The 18,292-nt window shown below is 59.1% G+C and carries 17 protein-coding genes; 6 read left to right on the forward strand and 11 right to left on the reverse strand.

Translation table 11 applies throughout. The features are described 5' to 3' along the window. Nucleotides 1-17: 17 nt before the first annotated feature. The 4 genes from EAO82_RS10320 to EAO82_RS10335 form a co-directional block, all read right to left on the reverse strand. The gene (locus EAO82_RS10320) at nucleotides 18-878 is read right to left on the reverse strand and encodes an alpha/beta hydrolase (protein ID WP_096347221.1); all 861 of its coding nucleotides are present in this window, start codon (nucleotides 876-878) and stop codon (nucleotides 18-20) included. Nucleotides 879-1,093: 215 nt separating this feature from the next. Next, the gene (locus EAO82_RS10325) at nucleotides 1,094-1,960 is read right to left on the reverse strand and encodes an alpha/beta hydrolase family protein (RefSeq protein ID WP_410402940.1); all 867 of its coding nucleotides are present in this window, start codon (nucleotides 1,958-1,960) and stop codon (nucleotides 1,094-1,096) included. A 229-nt stretch (nucleotides 1,961-2,189) separates the two neighbouring features. Further along, on the reverse strand, nucleotides 2,190-4,055 hold the full coding sequence (locus tag EAO82_RS10330) for a carboxylesterase family protein (protein ID WP_096347222.1): 1,866 nt from the start codon (nucleotides 4,053-4,055) through the stop codon (nucleotides 2,190-2,192). 346 nt (nucleotides 4,056-4,401) lie between these two features. After that, a complete protein-coding gene (locus EAO82_RS10335) occupies nucleotides 4,402-5,325 on the reverse strand; it encodes a LysR family transcriptional regulator (protein WP_096347271.1) in 924 nt (307 codons plus the stop codon). A 123-nt stretch (nucleotides 5,326-5,448) separates the two neighbouring features. On the opposite strand from EAO82_RS10335, the gene metE reads away from it, so the two are divergent. Then, nucleotides 5,449-7,779: a 5-methyltetrahydropteroyltriglutamate--homocysteine S-methyltransferase gene (gene metE / locus EAO82_RS10340; RefSeq protein WP_096347223.1), complete on the forward strand. Its 2,331-nt coding sequence runs from the start codon at nucleotides 5,449-5,451 to the stop codon at nucleotides 7,777-7,779. A gap of 29 nt (nucleotides 7,780-7,808) precedes the next feature. After that, entirely contained in the window at nucleotides 7,809-8,894 is a 1,086-nt protein-coding gene (gene rlmM, locus EAO82_RS10345; protein ID WP_096347224.1) for a 23S rRNA (cytidine(2498)-2'-O)-methyltransferase RlmM, read from the forward strand. A 32-nt stretch (nucleotides 8,895-8,926) separates the two neighbouring features. Here the strand turns inward: rlmM and EAO82_RS10350 are convergent, their stop codons facing one another. Further along, nucleotides 8,927-9,211, reverse strand: a complete 285-nt coding sequence (locus EAO82_RS10350) for an antibiotic biosynthesis monooxygenase family protein (protein ID WP_096347225.1) — start codon at nucleotides 9,209-9,211, stop codon at nucleotides 8,927-8,929. Between the two features lie 151 nt (nucleotides 9,212-9,362). On the opposite strand from EAO82_RS10350, the gene tusA reads away from it, so the two are divergent. Further along, nucleotides 9,363-9,602, forward strand: coding sequence for a sulfurtransferase TusA (tusA, locus tag EAO82_RS10355; protein ID WP_218838640.1), 240 nt, complete (start codon nucleotides 9,363-9,365; stop codon nucleotides 9,600-9,602). Here tusA and EAO82_RS10360 read toward each other — a convergent pair. Continuing rightward, nucleotides 9,599-10,681: a DUF3080 family protein gene (locus EAO82_RS10360; RefSeq protein ID WP_096347226.1), complete on the reverse strand. Its 1,083-nt coding sequence runs from the start codon at nucleotides 10,679-10,681 to the stop codon at nucleotides 9,599-9,601. The two genes, tusA and EAO82_RS10360, sit on opposite strands and share 4 nt — an antisense overlap. A 62-nt stretch (nucleotides 10,682-10,743) precedes the next feature. Next, nucleotides 10,744-12,150, reverse strand: coding sequence for an MATE family efflux transporter (locus EAO82_RS10365; protein WP_096347227.1), 1,407 nt, complete (start codon nucleotides 12,148-12,150; stop codon nucleotides 10,744-10,746). 84 nt (nucleotides 12,151-12,234) lie between these two features. Here EAO82_RS10365 and EAO82_RS10370 point away from each other — a divergent pair, with 84 nt between their 5' ends. Further along, on the forward strand, nucleotides 12,235-12,765 hold the full coding sequence (locus tag EAO82_RS10370; RefSeq protein ID WP_096347228.1) for an elongation factor P hydroxylase: 531 nt from the start codon (nucleotides 12,235-12,237) through the stop codon (nucleotides 12,763-12,765). 28 nt (nucleotides 12,766-12,793) lie between these two features. Here the strand turns inward: EAO82_RS10370 and EAO82_RS10375 are convergent, their stop codons facing one another. Continuing rightward, nucleotides 12,794-13,714: an alpha/beta fold hydrolase gene (locus EAO82_RS10375; RefSeq protein WP_096347229.1), complete on the reverse strand. Its 921-nt coding sequence runs from the start codon at nucleotides 13,712-13,714 to the stop codon at nucleotides 12,794-12,796. Nucleotides 13,715-14,080: 366 nt separating this feature from the next. On the opposite strand from EAO82_RS10375, the gene pdxB reads away from it, so the two are divergent. Next, the gene (pdxB, locus tag EAO82_RS10380; protein ID WP_096347273.1) at nucleotides 14,081-15,244 is read left to right on the forward strand and encodes a 4-phosphoerythronate dehydrogenase PdxB; all 1,164 of its coding nucleotides are present in this window, start codon (nucleotides 14,081-14,083) and stop codon (nucleotides 15,242-15,244) included. A gap of 18 nt (nucleotides 15,245-15,262) precedes the next feature. Here pdxB and EAO82_RS10385 read toward each other — a convergent pair whose 3' ends face one another. Continuing rightward, nucleotides 15,263-15,436: a PA1571 family protein gene (locus tag EAO82_RS10385; RefSeq protein ID WP_153274286.1), complete on the reverse strand. Its 174-nt coding sequence runs from the start codon at nucleotides 15,434-15,436 to the stop codon at nucleotides 15,263-15,265. A gap of 119 nt (nucleotides 15,437-15,555) precedes the next feature. On the opposite strand from EAO82_RS10385, the gene EAO82_RS10390 reads away from it, so the two are divergent. Then, entirely contained in the window at nucleotides 15,556-16,683 is a 1,128-nt protein-coding gene (locus EAO82_RS10390; RefSeq protein WP_096347230.1) for an ATP-NAD kinase family protein, read from the forward strand. A 113-nt stretch (nucleotides 16,684-16,796) separates the two neighbouring features. On the opposite strand, the gene htpX is transcribed toward EAO82_RS10390, so the two are convergent. Both htpX and EAO82_RS10400 read right to left on the reverse strand, forming a co-directional pair. Then, a complete protein-coding gene (gene htpX, locus EAO82_RS10395) occupies nucleotides 16,797-17,687 on the reverse strand; it encodes a protease HtpX (RefSeq protein WP_096347231.1) in 891 nt (296 codons plus the stop codon). Between the two features lie 161 nt (nucleotides 17,688-17,848). Then, nucleotides 17,849-18,277 carry a hypothetical protein gene (locus EAO82_RS10400; RefSeq protein ID WP_096347232.1) on the reverse strand — a complete coding sequence of 143 codons (429 nt, stop codon included), beginning with the start codon at nucleotides 18,275-18,277 and terminating at the stop codon, nucleotides 17,849-17,851. Between the last annotated feature and the right edge of the window lie 15 nt (nucleotides 18,278-18,292).

Below are 18,292 nucleotides of genomic sequence, written 5' to 3' on the forward strand. Positions count from 1 at the left end.
GAGTGATACGCGGGCAATCAGTTGATGCCCTTGCGCTCGACTTCCCAATCGCGATCGGTGCAGAGCTCGCAGTTGCTGCCGTAGAAAGTACTCTCGGCGTTGTTATCATCCATCAGGTGATAGCGATACCAGGCAGTGGAAGGCCCGCGGAAATCGCCGCCGTCACCCACGGGTTCGAAGTGCCCAGCGCCGTCCAGATTGCCCCAGAACACCGGCACGTTGGCGTTGTTGAAGACCGGGCGGCCGTTTAATACCGGGCCAGCGAGGGTGTCGGAGCTGCCGGTCATCAGGAACATCGGACCATTTTGCTGACCCTGTGAGGAGCTGACGTGACCCAGGCCCAGCACATAAGGCTGGAATGGCGCAGTGGCGGTGATACGACTATCGCGGCCGGCCATGATCGAACCACCACCGCCCTGCGAATGGCCTGAAGAACCTACCCGGTTAACGTCCAGGCGGCCGGCATAGGTGCCGCTGCTACGACCGTTCTGTTGTACCAGGTAATCCAGGCAATCGATCATTTCCTCGCCTGAGCCTGCGTCCGAGGTACGTGCGGCAGCGACGACGAAGCCATGGCTGGCCCAATGCTCAAGCAAGTCCCCGTAGGTGCCAGGCGTTCCGCCGGTGCCATTGCCCCAGAGGATAATCGGGTGACGCCGGCCTTCTTCACCAAGAGTGCGCGGGCGATAAATGGTGCAGCTAGGACCTTCATTGCCATCAGTGGTGGCGAAGGGACCGGAGCGGCTGAAGTCTGATACCGGTGGAAAGCTACCATCGCCTGGATCGGTCGGTGGCGGAGTGGGGTTGCTGGCCAGAACGGAGGTGGATACCACCAGAGCAGCTGCGAGGCCGGATAGGGCGAATTTGGATGTTTTCATAATAATCTCTTGAAGGGGAATATTGTTGTTGTATGCAACCGCTGAGCCTCTGGCCAACCACCGACGGTCAGACTCATTGCGATACAGACAATACGGTGTGAGATTATGTGCAGCACTCGCCTATTCGGGTGAAAAACCGATACAAAACTATAAAGTGTATCGTTGCACACAAAAAGACCGGCGCTGGGCCGGTCTTTTTTGTTGCTGACTTACGCTCAGTTGATGCCTTTGCGCTCGACGTCCCAGCGGAAGTCGGTGCACAGCTCACAGTTGCCGCCGTAGAAGGTGCTCTCGGCATTGCCGTCGTCCATCAGGTGGTAGCGAAACCAGGCGGTGGAAGGCCCGCGATAATCGCCACCGTCACCCACAGGTTCAAAGTGGCTGGCGGTGGTGCGCTCACCCCAGAAGACCGGCACGTTGGCGCGGCTGAATACAGGTGCTGCGTTCAAGGTCGGTGAGGCGATGGTGTCACGCCCGCCAGTCATCAGGAACATCGGGCCGTTCTGCTGGCTCTGGGATGATGAGCGATGGCCCAGGCCAATGGTGTAAGGCTGGAACGGCGCCGTGGCGGTGATACGGCTATCCCGACCGGCCATGATGGAACCGCCGCCACCCTGCGAATGCCCGGCGGAGCCCACATTGTTGACATCCAGATTGCCGGCATAAGTACCGGTGCTCCGGCCGTTCTGTTGCACCAGGTAATCCAGACAATCGATCATGTCCTCACCGCTACCGGCGTTGGAGGTTCGTGCAGCAGCAACCACGAAACCGTGGCTGGCCCAATGATCCAGCAGGCCGCTGTAGGTAGTGGGCGAGCTTCCGGTGCCGTTGCCCCAGATGATAATCGGGTGACGTAGGCCATTATCGCCCAGGGTACGGGGGCGGTAGATGCGGCAGCTCGGCCCTTCGTTACCACTGGTGGTAGCGAAAGGACCGTCATCGCTAAAGCTGGAAACCGGGGGGAAGGAGCCATCACCGCCACCGCCGGGAGGCGGGTCAGTCGGCGGGTTGTAAGCCATAACACTGGTAGACAGCAGCAGGGTGCTGGCGAAAGCGCTCAGTTTGAACTGGATAGAAGTCATTTGTTGATCTCTCTTGGTGTTGTTGTTGTGTCAGTTGAGACCACTGAACATACCAACAGCAGGCTCAGTACGAGACAAACCTTAACGCCGAAGGGAAATCCCCACATTCGCCTATTTGGGTTAAATTTGAGACAGAATTGAAAGCAGGCTGTATTGCGCAGCTTGGCGCGAGCTAGTAAAAAATAATAAAACGGGGCCGGATGGCCCCGTTCTGGCTGCTAAGGAAGGATTACGGGGTAGAGTAGTTGGGCGATTGACCGAAGAAGGCGGGCAAGGTGCCTATCTCCAAAGGGCTCAATCCTGCATTGGTCAGTGCGGTGGTCCAGGCCGCATTGACCCCGGCCAGGGTCAGCTCCTCGGCGGACATGCGCACGTCGGCCTCCTCGTTGGTCGCGTCAAACACAATCACCTTGTTCTGGCCGACAGCGGACGTCCAGGCTGACCACTCGGGTTGCGCCTCACTGGCAGTACCGTTGGGATCACCATCACGGGCGAAGTCTGCCAGATAGCTCATCATGGATTCCTGCAGCGCGACGCGACCGGCTTCGTTTTCATCGGTGAAGGGAAGCTCAAACAGGCCTTCACCCGCACCAAAGAAAAATGAAATATCCGCTGCATGCCCGGCGCCGTAGATAAAGTTGAATGGAGTGGGCCCGGACTGGGTGCCCCAACGGAAATCGTAGGCGTAAGTGGCGGGCTGGTGCTGACTGATCAGGCGCGCCAGCTCATCCACATATTTCGCCCGCCAGGCGCGGCCGCCGTGGTAGCCGGTGATTTCGTAGGTGTCTTTATCCTGTTGGGTAGGCAGCACCTCGTCCAGGGTCTGGGTGCCTTCGAAGGCGACATCCAGCAGATCGAGCCAGGTCTTGTCCGGTGGAGAGGGTATGTCGGGCAGGGCGCCTTTTACTGCGGCACCGTACAAGGGCATGAATGACTTCTGCTCGTACTCGTTGGCACCGAGGATCACCGGTACATTATTGAAATTGCCGCTGGTAAAGCGCGGGATCCAGCCGCCGGTGGGAATCACGGTACCGTCTTCGATCGCACCATAAGCGCTGAGCGAGCTGTAGTTGAAGACCGCCTGATAGAGGTCTCGACCTTCGGCTGCGCGCAGGTAATCATTCAGCGTACCGGCGGCTTCCATATCCTCCCGCATCTGCGTGGCCTGGCCCGCGCTGATTGGTGCGTCTGGGGTTTTCCGATCCTCTTGCAGGCGGATCAGCCATTCAATATGACTGTTGGCTGAGGCGCGGGCAGTGGTGGGGCTGCGGGTATTCATCGAACCGCTTTGCGACATGGCGCGGTGGAACAGACCACCGCCGGCCTCTGGCGACACCATCAGGTTGAGTACGTTATGCGCGCCTGCGGATTCGCCGGTGATGGTCACGTTATCCGGGTCGCCGCCAAAGTCACTGATATTGGCCTTGACCCATTCCAGCGCGCGGATGGTGTCCAAAGTGCCAAAGTTGCCGGAGTCCGACAGTGGATCTGCACCTGCAGTCTGTACGTCCGGGTGGAAGAACCAACCCAGTGGCCCAAGCCGATACTGAACGACCACGACAACCACGTCGGACTGATTGGCCAGAGCGCGGCCATCGTACTGTTTGGCGGTACCGAAGTTGTTCGAGCCGCCGTGAATCCAGACGTAAACAGGTAAGGTTTCATCCGCAAAGTCGCTACGGTTGGGGCGGTAAATATCAACGATCAGGCAATCTTCATCGCCGACCATATTGGAAGTGCGTTGCCACTGGGTGGTGGTTTCCGCCTGCACACATTCCGGAGCGCGCTCGGTAGCGTCCAGCGTACCGCTCCAGTTTTGCGGTGGCAGTGGCGCACGCCAGCGCAGGTCGCCTACCGGCGGCTGAGCATAGGGCAGGCCGTGCCAGATCAGAGTGTCGTCTTCGGCAATCCCGGCGACGGCGCCGTTCGCCAAGGTTAACTGGGCGCGATTGTCAGAATCATCTGAATCAATTCCGCCGCCGCCACCCAGGCAGCCGGCAAGCAGTAAGGATCCGGTCGCCAAAGCGACGGCGGTTATCAAAGGTCGTTTGGAAAAGATACGGCGAGTGACTTTCTTGGGTGCGCAGCAATGCATTGAGCTTCTCCTGAATCTTGTTTTTATTGAAGGACAACAGTAGAACAGTCGCAAAGTTGCACCGCACTAGCTCGCTGACTTACCCAGAGAATGGGTCCCCGCGTGCGCGAGGATGACGATTACTGATGAGTGCAGAGACTTTCCTTGAGCAAGCGGCCCTGAGCTAAGCGGAAACCAATATTCACGGCCCCACCGCTCACCGCGCTTTTTATTTACGCGCTCCGTTTCCCTGCCGTCATCCCCTTGGATGGGCTTACCTGCAGCTCGTTTGGTGCAGTGCTCAATTCAAGCTAGATGCGAATGATCGTTCATGTCGAGACATAAGTCAGGAATATATCTCTACTGGTCATCTACTTATTTTGGCGCTGACGCCATCCAAAGTGGCGAAGGACGTATCCTTGGCGGTGAGGAGAAAGTCCTGCAGGTAGGACATCTCCAGCATGTCCTCGCGCACCGCGGCATAGAGGGTGCCGAACAATCCTTCAGCGCCCAGCGGACGCGCGCTGACATAGCCGCGCTGCAGGTACTCGGCAATTGCCCAGTTGGGCAGGCAACAGACGCCGCGACCAGAGGCGACCAGTTGCATCATCATCACCGTCAGCTCGGCGTTGCGCACAGCTAGCGGTTCCACGCCGGCGGGATCGAGAAATTGCTTGAAGATGTCCAGGCGCTCGCGATCTACCGGATAGCTGATCAGCGTTTCCTCAGCCAGATCGGCCGGTTCTATATGGCTGCGGTTGACCAGTGGATGCTGGTTGCTGATCGCCAGTACCGCTTCGTAGGTAAACAGCGGCACATAGCTGATGCCGTTGATTTCCTGCGGGTCAGACGTGACTACCAGGTCCAGCTCGCCACGCGCCAGTGCCGGCAGGGGCGCGAAGAAGAAACCGGAGGCGAAATCCACTTCCACCTCAGGCCAGGCGTTACGGAACTGGTCAATGGTCGGCATCAGCCACTGAAAGCAGCTGTGGCACTCAATGGCCATATGCAGGCGGCCGGCCTGGCCGCCGGCGAGACGTTGCAGATCGCGCTCGGCCTGGCGTACTTGCGGCAGCAGGTTATCCGCCAGCCGCAGCAGGCGCAGCCCGGCGCTGGTGAACCGTACCGGCTTGCTCTTGCGCACAAATAGCGGCAGACCCAGACGCTCTTCCAGATCTTTCAATTGATGGGATAAGGCTGATTGCGTCAGGTGCAAACGCTCGGCGGCTTCCACCAGGCTTTCGGCTTCACGCAGGGTGGCGAGGGTGCGCAGGTGGCGGAGCTCGAGCATGGCCAAGTTCTCAACATGAATGAAATCGAAGTTTAGCATTAAAAGGATGAGTTTGATTCAGTAGCAGAGCAAGCAGACCATAACGCCACGACATCAAATAGTTTAATTATTGTGGAGAACGTTATGGCTTTGGCTCACTCGCTGGGATTTCCTCGCATCGGCCGCGACCGCGAATTGAAAAAAGCCCTTGAGGCCTATTGGGCGGGCAAGCTTGATCAGCCAGCCCTGCTACAGGTGGGGCGCGAACTACGCGCTCGCCATTGGCAGGTGCAGGCAGACGCCGGGCTGGATCTATTGCCGGTCGGTGACTTCGCCTGGTACGACCAGGTGCTCACGCATAGTCTGACCGTCGGCGCTGTGCCGCCGCGTTTTGCCACGGATGCGGCGCCGACACTGGATACGTTGTTTCAGATGGCTCGCGGCGTCAGCCAGGGCGGCAAGCAAACCTTCGCCTGTGAGATGACCAAATGGTTTGATACCAATTACCACTACCTGGTGCCCGAGTTCAGCCGCGATCAAGACTTCAGCCTGCAATGGACGCAATTGTTCGATGAAGTGGCAGAAGCGCAAGCGCTGGGGCATGCGGTCAAACCTGTGGTGCTGGGCCCCCTCAGCTATCTGTGGCTGGGTAAGGTCAAGGGCGAGGGATTCGACAAGCTGGAGCTGTTGGAAAGGCTGCTCCCGGTGTATGTGCAGATCTTCAATCGCCTGGCGGAGCAGGGCGTAGAGTGGGTACAAATCGACGAGCCGGCGTTGGTGCTGGATCTGCCGGCCGACTGGAAGGCAGCTTTTGAAAGTGCCTATAACCTGCTTCAGCGCGCACCACTGAAAAAGCTCGTCGCCACATTTTTTGGCGGACTCGAGGACAATCTGGGCTTGGCCTGCAATCTGCCGGTGGACGGCTTGCATGTGGATCTGGTGCGCGCCCCCGAGCAATTGCCGCTGATCCTGGATCGGCTGCCAACCTACAAGGTGCTGTCGCTCGGCGTAGTCAATGGTCGCAATATCTGGCGCTGTGATTTGAGCGCGACCCTGGCAAAGCTAGGTCAGGCCAAGGAGCGTTGGGGTGAGCGACTCTGGGTTGCGCCCAGTTGCTCCTTGTTGCATAGCCCGGTGGACCTGCAACGGGAGGATCAGCTGGATGATGAACTGCTCGGTTGGCTGGCATTTGCCACGCAGAAAGTCGGTGAGGTCAGTCTGCTCGCCCGAACGCTGAATACCCCTGATGATGCGATGGTGCGCGAGGCTAATGCGGCGTCGGATGCGATTCAGCTGGCGCGTCGACAATCCAAACGCATCCACGACCCGGCAGTCGCAGCGCGCCTGGCCGAGGTGAAAGCGCAGGACGCCAAGCGCAATGCGGCCTATCCTGAGCGCGAGTGGCTGCAACAGCAGGCGCTCAAACTGCCTGCCTGGCCGACCACGACCATCGGCTCTTTCCCGCAGACAACAGAGATTCGCGCCAGCCGCCAGGCCTTCAAACAGGGTCGCCTGGCTGAAGCAGATTATATCGACGCCATGCGCGCCGAGATCGAGCTGGTAGTGCGCGAGCAGGAAGCGCTGGGCCTGGATGTGCTGGTGCACGGTGAGGCCGAGCGCAATGACATGGTCGAGTATTTCGGCGAGCAGTTGAGTGGTTATGCGTTCTCGCGCTTTGGCTGGGTGCAGAGCTACGGTTCACGCTGCGTCAAGCCGCCGATCATCTATGGCGACATCAGCCGCCCAGCGCCGATGACGGTCGAATGGACGCGTTATGCGCAGAGCCTGACCAGCAAGCCAATGAAGGGCATGCTTACCGGCCCGGTGACCATGTTGATGTGGTCATTCCCGCGTGAGGACGTCAGCCGCGAGCTGAGCGCGCGGCAATTGGCGTTGGCGATCCGCGATGAAGTGGTGGATCTGGAAGCGGCGGGCATCGGCATTATTCAGATCGACGAACCGGCCTTTCGTGAGGGTTTGCCCCTGCGTGCGGCGGCGCAACCGGCTTATCTAGAGTGGGCGGCGGCAGCCTTCCGTTTGAGCGCCAGTGGCGTGGAGGACACGACCCAGATCCACACGCATATGTGCTACAGCGAGTTCAATCATATTCTCGACTCGATTGCGGCGATGGATGCGGACGTGATCACTATCGAGACCTCGCGCTCGGATATGCAGCTGCTCGAAGCCTTCTCGGATTTCGCCTATCCGAATGCCATCGGGCCGGGAGTGTATGACATTCATTCCCCGCGCGTGCCGCAGGTGGCGGAGATGGTGCGGCTGTTGCGCAAGGCGGCCAGGGTCATACCTGCCGAACGTTTGTGGGTGAACCCGGATTGCGGTCTGAAGACCCGCGGCTGGCCGGAAACCCGCGCCGCTTTGGCGGCAATGGTGCAGGCAACACAGCAACTGCGAACCGAGACCGCCGGTGCCCCGTCGCATTCTGCTTCTACCCGGAGGGCGCAGCCTGTAGAGTAGCGGCCGGTAAATCATGCTGGAGCTAGACCATGCAGGAATTGTTGTTGCACTGCCGTCCCGGATTTGAGGGCGAAGCGGCTGCTGAAATGCAGGAGCTGTCTGCCGTCAAGGGCTTTGCCGGCTATGCCGTGACCAAGGAAGGTTCGGCGCTGGTGCGCTTTGTTTGCCCTGGGGAGGGCGACGCCGAACGGCTGATGCACAAGCTGGACTTTCGTCAGCTGATTTTTGTGCGCCAATGGGCGTTGGGCAACTGGCTGGAAGTGCCGGTGGAAGATCGCATTGCGCCGATCATCACCGCCTGCTCCAAGGGCCCGATAGCGTCCTGCATGTGGCTGGAAACCGCTGACACCAATGACGGCAAAGCCATGGCCGCGTTGACCAAGAAGCTCAGCAAGCCATTGGAATCAGCGCTGACCAAGACCCGCTTCGTGCGTCCGACAAAAACCGAGATGCCGCGCCTGCACCTGTGTTTTGAAAGCGGCACGCGGGTATTTGTCGGCTGGTCCTGGGCGCACAACGCTGCACCTTGGCCAATGGGTATTCCGCGCCTCAAAGTACCGCGTGATGCACCCAGCCGTTCGACCTTGAAACTGGAAGAAGCCTGGCACCATTTCATCCCGCGGGATGACTGGGACGCGCGCCTGGCTCCGGGCATGACCGCTGTGGATCTGGGCGCTGCACCGGGCGGCTGGACCTGGCAGATGGTCAATCGGCACATGAAAGTCATAGCCATAGACAACGGCCCCATGGCGCAAAGCCTGATGGACAGCGGCCAGGTTGAGCATATTCAGGCCGACGGCTATCTGTACAAGCCGAATAAAACCGTGCACTGGATGGTCTGCGATATCGTCGACAAGCCGGCACGTTCCAGCGCATTGCTGGCGCGCTGGGTCGGTCGCGGCTGGTGTCGCGAAGCAATCGTCAACTTCAAACTGCCGATGAAGCGCCGCTATCAGGAAGTGATCCAGTGCATGGAGCACGTGCAGGAAGCGCTGGACGAGGCGGGCATCAAGGCCACTGTATCCTGCAAGCAGCTATACAGTGACCGGGAAGAAGTGACCTGCCACGTGCGGATCCTGCACGCCGGCAGCTTCAAGATTCAGACCCTTAGTTAAGGGCTTGGAACTGCCAGCGCGCTAGGCGATAGCTACAGCGGCTCGAGTAGTGTCACGCGTTCTTCTTCCTGCAGCATCGGGGCGAAGGCGCTGATGCTGTCAAAACGCGCCTGGGAATTCTCCCAGCGCTCCCAGGAGTGGCGGTTCTGCCAGGTGACCATGACGATGCGGTGATTGGGTCTTTCCAGATCGCGGAAGGATTCCCCGGAGATAAAACCGGGTGACTGGATGGCCTGCTGGATGACCTTGCGAGCCGCTTCTTCGTAAGGTTGTTCAAGGCCTTCGGCAATAACGCGTTCGATCAGTACTTTGATCATCAATAAATCCTTACTTACCAGTGATGTATGGCGCCTTTATTGGCGCTTCTGTCATACAGTGTCGGCTCTGCTGGCGCGGCTGGCAAGTGCCTGTGCTTTTGCGGATAATGCAATCTCGCCACTTCGATATGCCACCTCAGGACAATTGCCCGTGACGGCCAACCAACCAGACAAACAACTTGATGCCCAGGGGCTGATGTGCCCGGAACCGGTAATGCTGCTGCACAATGCGGTGCGCGATATGCAGGCGGGCGAGTTGCTTGAGGTGCTGGCCACCGACCCCTCGACCGAACGGGATATTCCCCGTTTTTGCTCCTTTCTCGGACATGAGCTGGTCGAGCGCAGCGAAGCCGAGGGGGTATATCGCTACCTGTTACGTAAACAGGGCTAGGTGTCGGTATCCCTGGTGTTCCAGCCCGGCTGCCCCGGCCTGAGCTGGCATTGTCCCAATACGTCTTGCCAGGCCGTGCTGTGCGCGTTCAGTTGCTGCTGGTAACGTTCCCAGAGCGAATCTTTTGCGCCTACCAGCGCGCGCAGGTAGTGCTCTGTCTCGGCCGGAATTGCTTGCACCTGGGCCAGTTCGCCAAGGCTTTGTTGCCAGGGTTGGCCAAGGCGCTGCACCTGTGCCAGGTAGGGTTGTATCTCACCGGCGTAGAAGGTCACAAATACATTGAGCAGAATCTGTGAACGCTGAGTAGGTTTGCCCAGCGGGCAGAGCTTTTGTGCCCGTTCGCTACCCAGCATGGCGGTGACCTGCTCCAGCGTATGGGTCAGCCGCGCGAGGCTGTGGATCAACTCGCTGCCGCGTTGGCTGCGCTGCAAAGCCTGGAAATGGGATTGCAGTTCGGTGCGTGGCGGCGGCAACACACCTGGTAAGGCCTGGCCAATGGCTGTCAATTGTTGCAGGGCGTCAAGAGCGGCCTGATCGGTCAACGCGGTGCTGGAAACCGGTAAGGGGTCAGCGGTAAAGCGCAGGTAGTATTCAAATTCGCTGCTGGCATTCAGCGCGTTCCAGAACACCTCCGGCAGCTCTTCACGCTTGGTCGCGGCAATGTTTTGCAGATCCACCAGCAGCGCTTCACGTGCAGGATCATCGTGCAGAACCTCGATACAATCATCCAGGGCCTGAATTAGCTCACCATCCGCGGCCAGGCGATGGCTCCAGGGCATGACCTTGCCGAGGCTGCTGTTGCGCTGGGCGACGCTTTGCTGGAGGGTCTGGCAGCGGCGTGATTCGACCAGTAGTTCAAGCATGCCAATCCGTTGCTCTGCGACCGGGAGCAGCCGATCACGCCGCGAGGGGAGGCGATACTGGCTCAGGCTTTGGCTATCGAACCGGGTCCACGGCGCGTCGAGCACGCGACCAACGCGCTCGAGATAGTTGTCCATCTGCTGGCTGGCTTCAGGCGCGCGTTCGCAGCCGGACAGGATCAGGCAACAGGTGATTGTGAGTAGCAGGCAACGCATCATGTCTCCCACAAGGCGGGGATGTTGAGTATGGCATGCCGATACGCGCCCGCTGAAAGCAGGCGTTACTGGATTTTTCCTGCGACACCGTAGGGCTGATTGCGTTTACGTCCGGCCCCGACATAGGCCAGGCGCACGCCGAGAAACAGCGCCGCCGCAGTTAAGCCGATAATCAAGCCTTGCCAGAAGCCGGCAGGGCCGCGCGCGGGTCCGAGCAAGTCGGTCAGGCCCAAGACATAACCGCAGGGCAGGCCGATCAGCCAGTAGGCGATCAGCGTCAGCAGCATGGGCAGACGGGTATCCTGGTAACCGCGCAACGCGCCCGCGCAGGCCACCTGGATGGCGTCAGAGAATTGGTAAATGGCGGCGTAAACAAACAGCTGGGACGCGAGACTGATGACGGCCTGATCATTGGTGTAGAGCAGCGGTATCCAGTCGGCAAAACCAAACATGATTGCCGCTGCGATGCAGGCGAACGCCAGTGCTACGCCCATCCCCATCTTCGCTGCGAACAAGCCCGCACGGGCGCCGTTCAGGCCCAGGTTATGACCAACGCGCACAGTGATCGCCAGCCCCAGGCTGAAAGGCACCATGAACGTCAGTGAGGAGAAATTCAGCGCCACCTGATGGCTGGCGACCACCACCGCTCCCAGTCCGCCGATCAACAGTGCGATCAGACAGAACATGCTGGTTTCGGCGAAAAGTGCGATGCCGATCGGCAGACCCAGACCAAGCAAATGCCGTTGTTCCGGCCAGTTTGGCCAGTCGAACCGCTCGAACAGCCGGATGCTGTTGTATAGCGATGAGCGCTTGAGGTAAACCAGCATGCAGCCGAGCATGAACCACATGACCAGCGCGGTGGCGTAGCCGCAGCCGACGGCGCCCATGCCCGGGAAACCGAGCTTACCGTAGACCAATATGTAATTGGCTGGCACGTTCAACGCCAGGCCGAGAAAGCCGATCAGCATGGTTGGTTTGGTCTGCGATAGCCCGTCGCTCAGGCCGCGCAAAGCTTGGTATAACGCCACCGCGGGAAACCCAAGAGCAACGCCTTTGAGATAACCCATGGTGATCTTGGTCAGCTCGGGTTGCACGTCCATCCAGTGCAGAATCGGCTCGACCGAGAACAGGAAGCCGCAGCACAGCGTGCCAATGATCACGCCGAGCCAACCGCCCTGGCGCACCAAAGCGCCACTGCGCTCGTTGTGCCCGCTGCCATTGTTGGCCGCCACCTTGGAGGTGACGATCATCAGTACACCGGTCAGAAACAGGAAGGTCGGTACCCAGAAAGAATTACCTAACGCGACGGCGGCCAGATCCAGCGCGCTGACTCGACCGGCCATGGCGGTATCGACGAAGCCGAGTAGGGTGTGGGCCATCTGCGCGGCGATGATGGGCAGTGCGAGCCAGATCAGGGAGCGCAATTCTGTTACACTGCGGCGCCTGTAGGTGGCGGATTTTCTGCGGGTCATGATTTTTTGCGAATCATATGGGATCTGTCTGGAGAAAAGCGCCTCATCCTAACAACTTGCCCGACATTGTCTAGCCAACCTGCCATGACCCACGATGTTAAGGATCTGATTCGTCTATTTGCCGATTGCTTCGCCGAGCAATACCACACCTGTCTGGTCGCTGGCGGCCAGGAGCCGGAGTATATACCGGCTTCGCCCGAGCACTCGCAGCACCGCATCATTTTCGCCCATGACTATTTTCGCAGCGCCTTGCATGAGGTGTCGCACTGGTGCGTGGCGGGAGCAGAGCGGCGGTTATTACCGGATTTCGGCTATTGGTACGCCCCGGATGGTCGCGATGCCGAGCAGCAGCGTACTTTCGAGCAGGTAGAGGTCAAGCCGCAAGCGCTGGAGTGGTTATTCTGCGCCGCGGCCGTGCATCCGTTTCGGGTCAGTCTGGATAATCTTAGCGGCGAGGAGACTGATCCCGCGCCCTTTGAGCAGGCGGTGCGTCAGCAACTGCTCAGCTACCTGGAGAACGGCGTGCCGGAGCGGCCTGCACGCTTTATCCAGGCGCTGGTTGATACCTACCGCGGTGGGCAGCCGCTAGAGCCCGCTGAATTTCTGCTCGACTGAGCCGCGGTAGAAACCACCCGCAGCTGCGCTAGTTAACGGCTTGCAATCCCATGCGCATTTCAGGCTCCCCGCCGAGCAATAACTGAGTGAATTGTTGTTGACGATAATTGACGACCGGGCGCTCGGCGGGTAGCAAAAAATCCATCACGGCGTCCCGTGTCTGACTCCATGCGTGCTTGTTCTCCGCGTCGAGAAAATGCCCGGCCAGGGCAATACGAGCGAACTCGCACTGATCAATCAGTTGCGAAAACTGGCGCGCGTCGTCGGCGCTGGTGTATTCGTCCCATTCGCCATTGACGAACAGCACTGGAACGTCGATACATTCTGCGTCCTGCAGGTAGCAGTGGCTGTCCTGATTTAATACCTGGCGCACATGAAAGGCCATCTGCAGGTACTCGTGGTCATCCAGACTACAGATATGGCGGAAATTGAAGCGCTTGAAGAGTGATGGCAGGTGCTTGCCTATGGTGCCGTTGATCAGTTCCGCGACACCCCGGCGGTCGCACTGGCTTAGCCGTTCCAGGCCGGTTTGCAGGTAATCGCGCATGGCAGGATTAATCACTGGCGAGAAGCCCATGATCACTGCGCGCCTGATGCTCGGTGGGTTCTGCGCCAACGCCAGCATTGCCGATGCTCCACCCCAGGAAAAGGACAGCAGGTGGTCTGCATTGAAATGATCGATCAAGTCGAGCAGCAGCCGCGTTTCCTGCTCCTTGGACATCGGCCTGTCGTGGCGATTGTGCGCTTTTGACAGGCCGGCATAGGGCTCGTCAAACATCACCACGTTAAAATCAGCTTGCAGATAACGCAGGGTCTGGGCAAAAGAGGCAGTTGTCGCCAAAGAGCCGTTAACCAGAATAATGGTGCCCCGCGGTGCCGGACTGGCATAGTAAGCGGTATGAACGGTGAATAACCCTTGGCTGTTGAACAGTGCGTTCTGTGCGTGCATATTCCCTGTCTCCCGGTGTTGGAGGTTTGGGCGAGCAGCAGTTAGCCGCCGCGCAAGTCAGGGCAGAAAGGCCAGAGGGCCGGAAACGTATAATCCCGAAGCCTGCTTGCGAGCAGGGCTTTTGTATCACCAGAGTGTTGTTATGGCGGGGCGGGTGTGAAGGATAATCAACTGCCAGCAATGGGTAATTGCCGTTGGTGCAGGTGATTCAGGCAGATCCTTCAAATGGCACAAGTGCCAGGCATTCTTAGAACAACCATGCGACTCTTTGGTCACATATCGACTCGTGATCCAAGTAAAGCAGTAGCCAGTACCTCAGGCAAGAGGTAATTCTTAAATCACTGACAAATGGTCGTGGAATTTTCAATGCATATTGTGGCGGATGACAATATTCCCTTGTTAAGCGAATTTTTTGCCGGACACGGCCGCTTGAGTGTCTTTCCTGGCCGGCAGCTGAAAACCGTCGACCTGATGGATGCAGACGTGTTGCTGGTGCGCTCGGTGACCCGGGTGGACAAGGCGCTGCTGTCTGGTACGCCTGTGCGCTTCGTCGGCACCTGCACCATAGGTACGGATCATCTGGATCTGGCCTGGCTCGCCAGTGCCGGTATACAGGTGGCCAGCGCACCGGGATGCAACGCCCGCGGTGTGGTCGAATACGTACTCAGTTGCTTGCTGACGCTGGCGGAGCGCACTGGCCAGCGCTGGCAGGAGCGTGTGGTGGGTATAGTCGGGGTAGGGCAGGTAGGTAGCCGGCTGGCAGCGACCCTGGATGCGCTGGGCGTTAGCACCTTGCTCTGCGATCCGTTGCGCGCGGAAGCCGGAGAGCCTGGCTTCGTCGGCCTGGATGAATTGCTGGCGCGGGCTGATGTAGTCAGCTGCCATGTGCCGCTGAGTGTTTGCGGAGCGCACGCCACCCGGCATTTGTTCGACGAGCAGCGTTTGCACAGCCTGCGCCAGGGCTCCTGGTTGATCAACAGTAGCCGTGGTCCGGTGATTGATGCCGGCGCCCTGGAGCAAGTGCTGGCGCAGCGTGATGATCTGCAGGTGGCGCTGGATGTCTGGGAAGAGGAGCCGCTGGTCAGTAGCTCATTGGCGGCGTGTTGTGCCTTGGCTACCCCGCACGTCGCCGGTTACAGCCTGGATGGCAAATTGCGCGGTACCGAGCAGATCTACCAGGCGTTGTGTGATTATCTGGGTGAGTCGTATCAGCATCAGTTGGCCAACCTGGCGCCGCTGACCGGCCAGGCCCGGCTGGAGCTGGCAGCTTCACCCCCGGCGGACTGGGCGCTACAAAAGGCGCTTCGCTGTGTATATGACGTGCGTGATGACGATGCAAGGATGCGGCAGATGCTGCAGCAGGCACAGACGGCGCCGGACAGTGCAGCGGCTTGCCGCGCCGGCTTTGATCGGTTGCGCAAGAACTACCCCTTACGCAGGGAGGCCCCGTTACTGAGTATCGGCCTGGGCAGCGCTGCCTCGGCCGATCTCAAAACATCGCTCCAGGCCGCGGGATTCAGCCTGGACTGAAAGGCGCTCAGCTCAGGCTTAAGCGTTTTCGGAGCAGGAATCTTCCAGCGCGGCACAGGCCTGCTGGACCATATGCTCGGTAATGGCGATTTCCCGGCCGTGCTCATCGATCAGCCAGCCACCGGTAAACTGGGCGGGATGACACATGATGTGAGCCGAGGCAAAAGGGGGCTGGCGCGCTTGTACATTCATGCTTTTCTCCGTTCGGTTATCAGGTAATCAGGGCCTTGCTTGTACTTTTCTGGTTTGATCGCAGAATAGGTCACGGGTATGACGGCCGTGTTACAACCGGCGCAATCTAATGAGGATCTATGTCGCAACTATTTCGCTTGGGTTTGATCATCAATCCGCTGGCTGGCCTGGGTGGTCGAGCCGCATTGAAAGGCTCGGATGGCGTGGCTGACCAGGCATTGGCGATGGGCGTTGAACCGCTGGCTCAGCAACGGGTGAAAGTCTCGCTGCAGGCGCTGTTGCCACTGCGTGATCAATTGCAGATATTCGCCGCACCCGGCCTGATGGGCGCGGCGTTACTCGAGGAACTGGGCTTTGAGCATGAGGTAATAGGCGAGTTGAGCGGTGATCAGACCCGCGCTGAGGACACCGAGCGCCTGGCCGAACAGATTCAGGCGCGTGGCGTGGATCTTTTGTTGTTTGCCGGTGGCGATGGTACTGCGCGAAATATCTGCAACAGCGCGCGCCCGGGGCAGCTGGTGCTGGGCATACCCGCTGGGGTAAAGATCCACTCCGGCGTTTACGCGGTGAATCCCCGCGCGGCGGGAGAGCTGGTAGCGCTGCTGGTGACCGGCGAACTGGTGCGGCTGGGTAGCGCCGACGTGCGTGATATAGACGAAGTGGCGTTCCGCGAAGGCCAGGTCCGCACCCGCCATTACGGTGAGTTGTCGATCCCCGAAGAGGGTCGTTTTGTGCAGCAGGTCAAACAGGGCGGTCGCGAACTGGAAACCCTGGTGCTGGATGATATTGCTGCTGGCTTGCAGGAGGAAGGCGACGCAATCACCTGGATCATGGGTCCGGGCTCGACCAATCTGGGTCTGCTGGAAGCCATGGGTCTGGAAGGCACGCTATTGGGCGTGGACGTACTGCGCGCTGGCGAGTTGATCGGCCGCGATGTAACTGAAGCGCAATTGTGGCAGCTGCTGCAGGACGCCGAAGAGGCGCGGATTCTGGTTACTGCGATTGGCGGTCAGGGACATATTCTGGGTCGCGGCAATCAACAGATTTCACCGCGTATCGTGCGCGCGGTCGGGGTCGAGAATCTGCTGGTGGTGGCGACCAAAAGCAAACTCAAGACGCTCGCCGGTAGGCCATTTCTGGTGGACAGCGGAGACCAGCAGCTGGATGAAGAGCTCACCGGTCTGCGCCGGGTGTTAAGTGGCTATCGGGAGGAGATGTTGTACCCCGCTAACTGGCAGGCCAGTTAGCGGCAAGCCTCAAGCCTCAAGCTGGAAGCTTGAAGCAAACCCAATAAAAAACCTGCGTAGCTCCAGGCTTCGCAGGTTTTGTTTTACTTGAAGCTTGCCGCTTGCCGCTGGGGTTACCGGAGGTTTCCTTCGCGCAGTGCAGCGATCCGCTGTTCGAGCGGAGGGTGGGTCATCAGTAAGCCGGCTAGTCCATTTTTCAGGCTGCCGTTGATGCCGAAGGCGACCATCTCGCCAGGCATCTCTACCGGAATGCCCTGTTCCGCGCGCAGGTGTTCCAGCGCGGCAATCATGTTACCGGCCCCGGCAAGCTGCGCCGCGGCAGCGTCTGCGCGGAACTCGCGCTGGCGCGAGAACCACATGACGATAATACTGGCGAGAATGCCCAGTATAATTTCAGCGAAAATCGTCGCTATGATGTAACCGAAACCTATTCCACCACTTTCATTCTTGAATATCACGCGGTCGACAAAACTGCCGATGATCCGCGCAAAGAACATCACGAAGGTGTTTACCACGCCCTGAATCAGCGTCAGGGTGACCATGTCGCCATTTGCCACATGACCTATCTCGTGGGCCATCACGGCCTTTACTTCGTTGGGGCTGAAGCGCTGCAGCATGCCCTCGGATACGGCGACCAGCGAGGCGTTGCGATTCCAGCCGGTGGCGAAGGCATTGGGCGCGCGCGAGGGAAAGATGGCAACTTCGGGCATGCCGATATTGGCCTGCTTGGCCAGTTGCGCGACGGTATCGACCAGCCACTGCTCCTGCCGATTCTGCGGTGTTTCAATGACCCGTGCGCCGGTACCGCGCTTGGCCATCCATTTGGACAGGAACAGAGAAACAAAGGCTCCGCCGAAGCCAAACAGGGCGCAGAAGATCAGCATCCCGGTCAGGTTTATCCCGCCTGCACCGTCAGTAGTACCAATACCCAGCAAACTGAGTGTCACGCTGGCTACCAACAGAATGGCGAAGTTGGTCGCCAGAAAAAGAACAATGCGCATCATTTAATGAAGCTCCAGTAATGAAAAATCTGCCGGTTGCTGTGCCTGCTTCCCACAGGCACAGCAACCGGGTCTTATGTGTGGATATATTGGGTGTTTCCGTGCGGCTTTCAATCGCCAGTCTATTTCAAATCGTGTACTGCGGCGGCGCCAATAAGCGCTGTCTAGACCGGATCCTGGAAGCAGTGCTGGACGACATTGGCCAACTGGATTGACGATGCGCTGGCCCGCGCATCACGTAGCTGCTGAGCCAGGGTCGCGCGTTGTCGGGCAATGGTCGGTGGCAGGGTGTCGTCGTGTAATGCTTTGATCGGCGTGGCCAGGCGGACAAAGGCGCGCTCGGTCAAACAGCACTGATCAATCGCTTCCTGACGAATCACGTCGGTGTAGCGCAGAAAGCCTTCTTCAGCCAGCCATAGCATGGCGCTGAAACAGGCCTGGTGCCGAGGCGCCGGTACGCCAAATGCATCCGGCTCCAGTTCGCCAACCAGATCACTGACAAACAAGGTGGTCGGGCGCGGAAAACTGTTGAATAGCCCGAGCAGGATGCCAGCGACATCCTGATAAAAATCCTCGATATGCAGATCGGCCATGCCGCGACTCCTTGG

The organism is Halopseudomonas pelagia (genome assembly GCF_009497895.1).
GTDB lineage: Bacteria > Pseudomonadota > Gammaproteobacteria > Pseudomonadales > Pseudomonadaceae > Halopseudomonas > Halopseudomonas pelagia_A.

Bases quoted from the DNA above. Each gene is read 5' to 3' on its own strand.
- EAO82_RS10320 (WP_096347221.1), bottom strand. From the start codon at position 878: ATGAAAACATCCAAATTCGCCCTATCCGGCCTCGCAGCTGCTCTGGTG.
- EAO82_RS10325 (WP_410402940.1), bottom strand. From the start codon at position 1,960: ATGACTTCTATCCAGTTCAAACTGAGCGCTTTCGCCAGCACCCTGCTG.
- EAO82_RS10330 (WP_096347222.1), bottom strand. From the start codon at position 4,055: ATGCATTGCTGCGCACCCAAGAAAGTCACTCGCCGTATCTTTTCCAAA.
- EAO82_RS10335 (WP_096347271.1), bottom strand. From the start codon at position 5,325: ATGCTCGAGCTCCGCCACCTGCGCACCCTCGCCACCCTGCGTGAAGCC.
- metE (WP_096347223.1), top strand. From the start codon at position 5,449: ATGGCTTTGGCTCACTCGCTGGGATTTCCTCGCATCGGCCGCGACCGC.
- rlmM (WP_096347224.1), top strand. From the start codon at position 7,809: ATGCAGGAATTGTTGTTGCACTGCCGTCCCGGATTTGAGGGCGAAGCG.
- EAO82_RS10350 (WP_096347225.1), bottom strand. From the start codon at position 9,211: ATGATCAAAGTACTGATCGAACGCGTTATTGCCGAAGGCCTTGAACAA.
- EAO82_RS10360 (WP_096347226.1), bottom strand. From the start codon at position 10,681: ATGATGCGTTGCCTGCTACTCACAATCACCTGTTGCCTGATCCTGTCC.
- EAO82_RS10365 (WP_096347227.1), bottom strand. From the start codon at position 12,150: ATGACCCGCAGAAAATCCGCCACCTACAGGCGCCGCAGTGTAACAGAA.
- EAO82_RS10370 (WP_096347228.1), top strand. From the start codon at position 12,235: ATGACCCACGATGTTAAGGATCTGATTCGTCTATTTGCCGATTGCTTC.
- EAO82_RS10375 (WP_096347229.1), bottom strand. From the start codon at position 13,714: ATGCACGCACAGAACGCACTGTTCAACAGCCAAGGGTTATTCACCGTT.
- pdxB (WP_096347273.1), top strand. From the start codon at position 14,081: ATGCATATTGTGGCGGATGACAATATTCCCTTGTTAAGCGAATTTTTT.
- EAO82_RS10385 (WP_153274286.1), bottom strand. From the start codon at position 15,436: ATGAATGTACAAGCGCGCCAGCCCCCTTTTGCCTCGGCTCACATCATG.
- EAO82_RS10390 (WP_096347230.1), top strand. From the start codon at position 15,556: ATGTCGCAACTATTTCGCTTGGGTTTGATCATCAATCCGCTGGCTGGC.
- htpX (WP_096347231.1), bottom strand. From the start codon at position 17,687: ATGATGCGCATTGTTCTTTTTCTGGCGACCAACTTCGCCATTCTGTTG.
- EAO82_RS10400 (WP_096347232.1), bottom strand. From the start codon at position 18,277: ATGGCCGATCTGCATATCGAGGATTTTTATCAGGATGTCGCTGGCATC.